General features: G+C 35.6%; 4 protein-coding genes. 1 reads left to right on the forward strand and 3 read right to left on the reverse strand.

The window, feature by feature from the left end; all coding sequences use genetic code 11:
* Positions 1 to 820: 820 nt before the first annotated feature.
* Complete coding sequence (locus AFK68_RS13395; protein ID WP_094673242.1) at positions 821 to 1,285, reverse strand: universal stress protein; 465 nt, start codon at positions 1,283 to 1,285, stop codon at positions 821 to 823.
* Between the two features lie 94 nt (positions 1,286 to 1,379).
* On the opposite strand from AFK68_RS13395, the gene glgX reads away from it, so the two are divergent.
* Positions 1,380 to 3,557, forward strand: coding sequence for a glycogen debranching protein GlgX (gene glgX, locus AFK68_RS13400; RefSeq protein ID WP_094673243.1), 2,178 nt, complete (start codon positions 1,380 to 1,382; stop codon positions 3,555 to 3,557).
* 701 nt (positions 3,558 to 4,258) lie between these two features.
* Here the strand turns inward: glgX and AFK68_RS13405 are convergent.
* Together AFK68_RS13405 and AFK68_RS13410 are read right to left on the reverse strand one after the other, a co-directional pair.
* Positions 4,259 to 5,023, reverse strand: coding sequence for a TauD/TfdA family dioxygenase (locus AFK68_RS13405; protein WP_246844169.1), 765 nt, complete (start codon positions 5,021 to 5,023; stop codon positions 4,259 to 4,261).
* Between the two features lie 70 nt (positions 5,024 to 5,093).
* Entirely contained in the window at positions 5,094 to 5,669 is a 576-nt protein-coding gene (locus AFK68_RS13410) for a TauD/TfdA family dioxygenase (RefSeq protein ID WP_094673245.1), read from the reverse strand.
* Positions 5,670 to 5,694: the final 25 nt, after the last annotated feature.

The following is a 5,694-nucleotide window of genomic DNA, read 5'->3' on the forward strand; positions in this document are numbered from 1 at the left end:
ATTTAAGTATAAATATTACTCTTATCTACTCTAAATTAAATTTCCTACAAGAGGAGTCAGGAGAAAAGAATCTATTAGGAGAAAGAAGTGTTTTTATCACTAATTATCCGGATATGGTATAGCAATCCGCGCATTAAGTTGCGGGGAATCAAAAAGTAGATAAAAAAACTGAAACTCTGGCCAGTTAAGTGTTCCCTGTTCCCTGTTCCCTAAAAGTGTTAAGGTTTTTATACACAAATAAAATAGGACTGCTATATAACCATCAAAAATGCTAAAATTATAGAGTAGATATGACAATCATTATTAAAATAATGATTGTTATTAACTTTTGAGATGGCTGATACAGGAGGCTGTTAAACAGCTAATGTTTCTAAAAGTTAGCGATCGCCACAATTATCTTGGAAAAAATGACCAATAAATAATGTCACAATCATCCCCCCTGAAAGCAGGGCTGTTTCATTCTTGGTTAAGGGAGAGAGAGGGGGAGCAGGGGAGAATTTTCCAAATCGGGTACCCAAGATTTTCCCCAAATAAATCTATCAATAATTTTGGTGTAGCAATTGATTTTTCATAAATTCCGTTGATTTGACCAAGATTCCTTGGGAGCTTTTCTCTACCTCCACCCCTAAAAATCGCCCGTTTTTCGTAACTTTTCCCCAAATTCCGGTAATCGTGCCCCCAATTCTCATAAATAATTGATTATTTATTTGACGCCTGAAACAGCCCTGCCCCTTTGAAAAGGACAAAAAACAAACTTCCGTATTTCCAACCTCCGGCTGAAGCCGGAGGAACTGATAATTGATAACTGATAAATGATAAGCTAATCCTGTACAACATGAACAGAACAATGAGCGCGGTGGATAACATAATTACTTACACTACCCAATACCAGTTCACTCAAAACTGAATGTCCACGACGTCCCATAACAATTAAATTAGCATTCCATTCTTGGGCTAGTTTACAGATTTCCCGACCAGGATTACCTCTGACTTGGCTAAATTCTGTTTGAAAACCAGCATCTTTTGCTGCACTTGCTTTTGATTGCAACATTTGTAAACATTCTTTCTCAAACTTTTCCCAAAGCTGATGATATTCTTTCATCATTTCTGGATCGTAACCAATATTCATTGGCCAAAAGCTGATAGGACTTTCTTCTGCTTCCTCTGAGAGAATATGAACTAACATAAGATTTGAGTTACCAATTTTTGCTAACTTTAGGGCTGTATCAAAGACGCGATCGCCAATAGCAGATGTATCGATGGCAACTAAAATTTTTTCATACATAAATTTTTACTCCTAAATTTTTTTTAAATATCTACATCTATTTATATTGTATAAAATTACTCAAGTTATCTAACAATTAATTAAGTCAAACATTATGAATCTTAATATCTTTCCCGGTAAGAGTTTTCCCATTGGTGCCACTGTCTGTCAAGACCCCGAAGGAGTAAATTTCTCTATCTACTCCAAAAATGCTACAGCAATAGAATTACTACTATTTGATGAACCATTAGCAGCTAAACCAGAGCAAGTAATTTTACTTGACCCAAAACAACACAGAACTCATCATTACTGGCACATCTTTATTTCTGGTATTGGAGTGGGACAAATATATGCTTATCGAGTCTATGGACCTTTTAACCCAGAACAAGGTCATCGGTTTGATGGCACAAAAGTTTTGCTTGACCCTTATGCTAGAGTCGTAGTGGGACAAGAAAAATATAGCCGTGAAGCTGCTACGGGTAATGGTGATAATTGTGCTTACGCCCTCAAAGGTGTAGTAGCTGACCCAACTACTTATGACTGGGAAGATGACAAACACCTAGATATTCCCTACGCCACCACAGTTATCTATGAAATGCACGTTGGTGGATTCACTCGTAATCCTAATTCTGGTATTGCCCCTGAAAAACGGGGTACTTTTGCTGGCTTAATAGAAAAAATTCCTTATCTCAAGGAATTGGGAATTACTGCGGTGGAATTATTACCTGTTCAACAATTTGATGAACAAGATGTGCTAGAACCTCTGATTAATTATTGGGGTTATAGTCCGATCGCTTTTTTTGCTCCCCATCACAATTATAGTTCTCGCCAAGATATTTTTGGAGCAATGGATGAGTTCCGAGATATGGTTAAGGCTTTGCATAAAGCAGGAATAGAAGTAATTTTGGATGTAGTGTTTAATCATACGGCAGAGGGTAATGAAAACGGACCGACTGTTTCTTTCCGGGGGTTAGAAAATTCGGCTTACTACATTTTGGAAGCAGATGATTCTAGTGGCTATAGTAACTACAGTGGTTGTGGTAATACTTTCAATACAAATAATCCTTTTGTACATCGCTTAATTGTTGACTGTCTTGTTTACTGGGTTAGGGAAATGCACGTTGATGGGTTCCGGTTTGACTTAGCATCTGTTATGTCTCGGAGTGTAACAGGCGATCCGTTGGAAGATCCTCCTGTTTTGTGGGCAATTGAGTCTGACCCGGTTTTGGCAGGAACAAAGATTATTGCTGAAGCTTGGGATGCAGCAGGACTTTATCAGGTGGGTTCGTTTATTGGCGATCGCTTTGCTGAATGGAACGGACATTATCGTGATGATGTGCGTCAATTTGTCAAGAGTGACTCCAAGATAGTTGATAAGTTGGCAGCAAGAATTATGGGTAGTCCTGATATTTATCCTCAGCCAGATCGGGAGCCTAATCATAGTATTAATTTTATTACTTGCCATGATGGTTTTACTATGAATGATTTAGTTTCTTATAATGAGAAACATAATGAAGCTAATTGTGAAGATAACCGTGATGGTGCTAATCATAATTTTAGCTGGAATTGTGGAGTTGAAGGAGTTACGGATAAGCGGGAAATTGAGGTATTAAGACTGCGACAAATTAAGAATTTTTTCACTATATTATTCTTTTCCCAGGGTACGCCAATGATTTTGATGGGAGATGAAGTTAGGCGAACTCAACTGGGTAATAATAATGGTTATTGTCAGAATAATGAACTTAGTTGGTTTGATTGGAGTCAAATTGAGAAACAAACCGATCTATTACGATTTGTCAAAGGGATGATTAATTTCACCCAAGATTTAGAAATTATGCGGTTAGATAAGGTTTTAGCTACTGTGGGAGCGGGTGCGCCAGAGTTATATCTTGAAGAGATTAAATCAGAGTTATCTTTAGGGATAAAAGAAGAAGAAATTGACCCGAATGAAGTACCTAATATTAGTTGGCATGGAGTACATTTTGCTAAACCTGATTGGTGGAAAGATTCTCGTAGTTTAGCTTTTAGTTTAAGGCATCCAGGGCTATCTTCTGCCATCTCCGATGAGGAGAAAAAAGGTGAATATTTTCATATTATGTTGAATGCTTATTGGAAACCTCTAATGTTTGAGTTACCACTTTTAGAAAAAGGAGAAAGTTGGTATTTAATTGTTAATACTGCTTTTTCTTCTACTAGGGATTTTAATGATTTAGATACAGCTACAAAAGTTATTGGTGTTAGGTATCGGGTTGAAGCCCGGAGTGCTGTTGTTTTAATGGCAAAGTTAGGGTGATGGGGTGATAGGGTGATAGCGATGCTCCTCAAAGGTGGTTGGTTTGGGAAAAGCGATCGCTCATTCGTATTTCCTGCTGTCATGGCGAGGGGCAGGACTGTTTCAAAGTCTCGTCAGTTCGGTAGGGTGCGTTAGACGGCTAAAATTTAGACTATGAAAGGGATTTAACAATCAGTCGTAACGCACCATTGAATATCGGCACTTTGGCAAAAAATATGTTAAAAATCGGATCAAACCCTTATCTAGTCTAGATTTTACATTTAATCAACCTTTTTCCTGATCTATCTAGGTTTGAGCCATTTTTAGCCTATTGATGTATTTCCCTTACCCCTACTAGCTTTGAAGGAATTTTCGCTGTGAAAAATATCAAAGTACCGATATGTGTCATTTCAGTTATCAGTTATCAGTTATCAGTTAGCCTCCTATCGGAGGAACTGCGTTAACAGTACCTCCTGCTGAACCAGGAGGCTTGAAATACGGAATATTCTTTTTTTATCCCCTTAAAAGAGGAGGCTTGAGACCCAAATTTTTCGGTCAGTCTACTACAAACTTCAGCAGGCTACAACTCAACGGTGCGTTACGGCGTAACGTAATATTTGACAGTTCAACCGTAATTTGTAGTAAGCGCCTAACGCACCCTACTGGACTCTACTGGACTGAACCGACTTTTAATGTTACTAAATAATTCAGCTTTTGAAACTTTAGAATGGAAATGCTGGAGAACACAACCGAATATAAATATCTCGTTTTTCGTCATTAAAAGCTCTTCTCCCGTGCATAATTCTTGTATTATCAATCATTAGAATATCCCCCTTTTGCCAGCTTATTTCTATGGTTATTTTTTCAGCAATTTCATTGAGTTCCGACATTATCTCATCAGTTATTTCTGAATCATCATCAAAGCGTATATTTTTGCCTTTAGGATTTAAGTGTTTCCCTGCTAATAAACTATTAATAAAAACAGGGTTTTCTGCCATTGTACTGTTATGTATAGCTGAAGAAATAAACACAAGATTAATTGAGCCATCTTCGTTAATTTGAACTTCTTTTCCTTGATTATTACATATTTCTTTAACTACATTTAAATCATTTGTTTTAAATACTCTCTGCCAATCTTCATTTTTTTGATGAGCGCAAAATTTTAATTTTTTCCTACTTAATAAATCTTTCATTGAACTACTTAGTTCATGGAAAAATTGTTCGCCATCACATACTGTAGTTTCTCCATCTTTTAAAGGTGGATTAGCACAAAAAAACCAAAGCATCTGTGGAGGATTATTTGTATAATACATTTCTCCATGGAGTTTAATCTCATCATTAAAGTCCGTAACAGTTAGTATTGTTGAATCATTATTAATTTTTCTGCGATTGAATACACCTCCAGTATAATCCATAAAATCGGTACTCAATGAGTTACTAAACTCTGCAAAAGTATCAACATTACTTTCAAAACCTCTAAAGAGCAAAAATCCATAATTTTTAAACAGTTTAATAATTTCTTCTTTGTCAATTTCTAAAAGACTTATATTCTTTGTATTAATCGTTAATTTGAACTTCTTTTCCTTGATTATTACATATTTCTTTAACTACATTTAAATCATTTGTTTTAAATACTCTCTGCCAATCTTCATTTTTTTGATGAGCGCAAAATTTTAATTTTTTCCTACTTAATAAATCTTTCATTGAACTACTTAGTTCATGGAAAAATTGTTCGCCATCACATACTGTAGTTTCTCCATCTTTTAAAGGTGGATTAGCACAAAAAAACCAAAGCATCTGTGGAGGATTATTTGTATAATACATTTCTCCATGGAGTTTAATCTCATCATTAAAGTCCGTAACAGTTAGTATTGTTGAATCATTATTAATTTTTCTGCGATTGAATACACCTCCAGTATAATCCATAAAATCGGTACTCAATGAGTTACTAAACTCTGCAAAAGTATCAACATTACTTTCAAAACCTCTAAAGAGCAAAAATCCATAATTTTTAAACAGTTTAATAATTTCTTCTTTGTCAATTTCTAAAAGACTTATATTCTTTGTATTAATAATTTTCCTGCCTACTTTTTCTGGGAAAGATTGTATCTCTATCTTTTTATTTGTCAACATATTTATCTTCTAATTATTTCTGAGA

The sequence above is a fragment of the Hydrocoleum sp. CS-953 genome, assembly GCF_002260545.1.
GTDB lineage: Bacteria > Cyanobacteriota > Cyanobacteriia > Cyanobacteriales > Microcoleaceae > Trichodesmium.

Bases quoted from the DNA above. Each gene is read 5' to 3' on its own strand.
- AFK68_RS13395 (WP_094673242.1), bottom strand. From the start codon at position 1,285: ATGTATGAAAAAATTTTAGTTGCCATCGATACATCTGCTATTGGCGAT.
- glgX (WP_094673243.1), top strand. From the start codon at position 1,380: ATGAATCTTAATATCTTTCCCGGTAAGAGTTTTCCCATTGGTGCCACT.
- AFK68_RS13410 (WP_094673245.1), bottom strand. From the start codon at position 5,669: ATGTTGACAAATAAAAAGATAGAGATACAATCTTTCCCAGAAAAAGTA.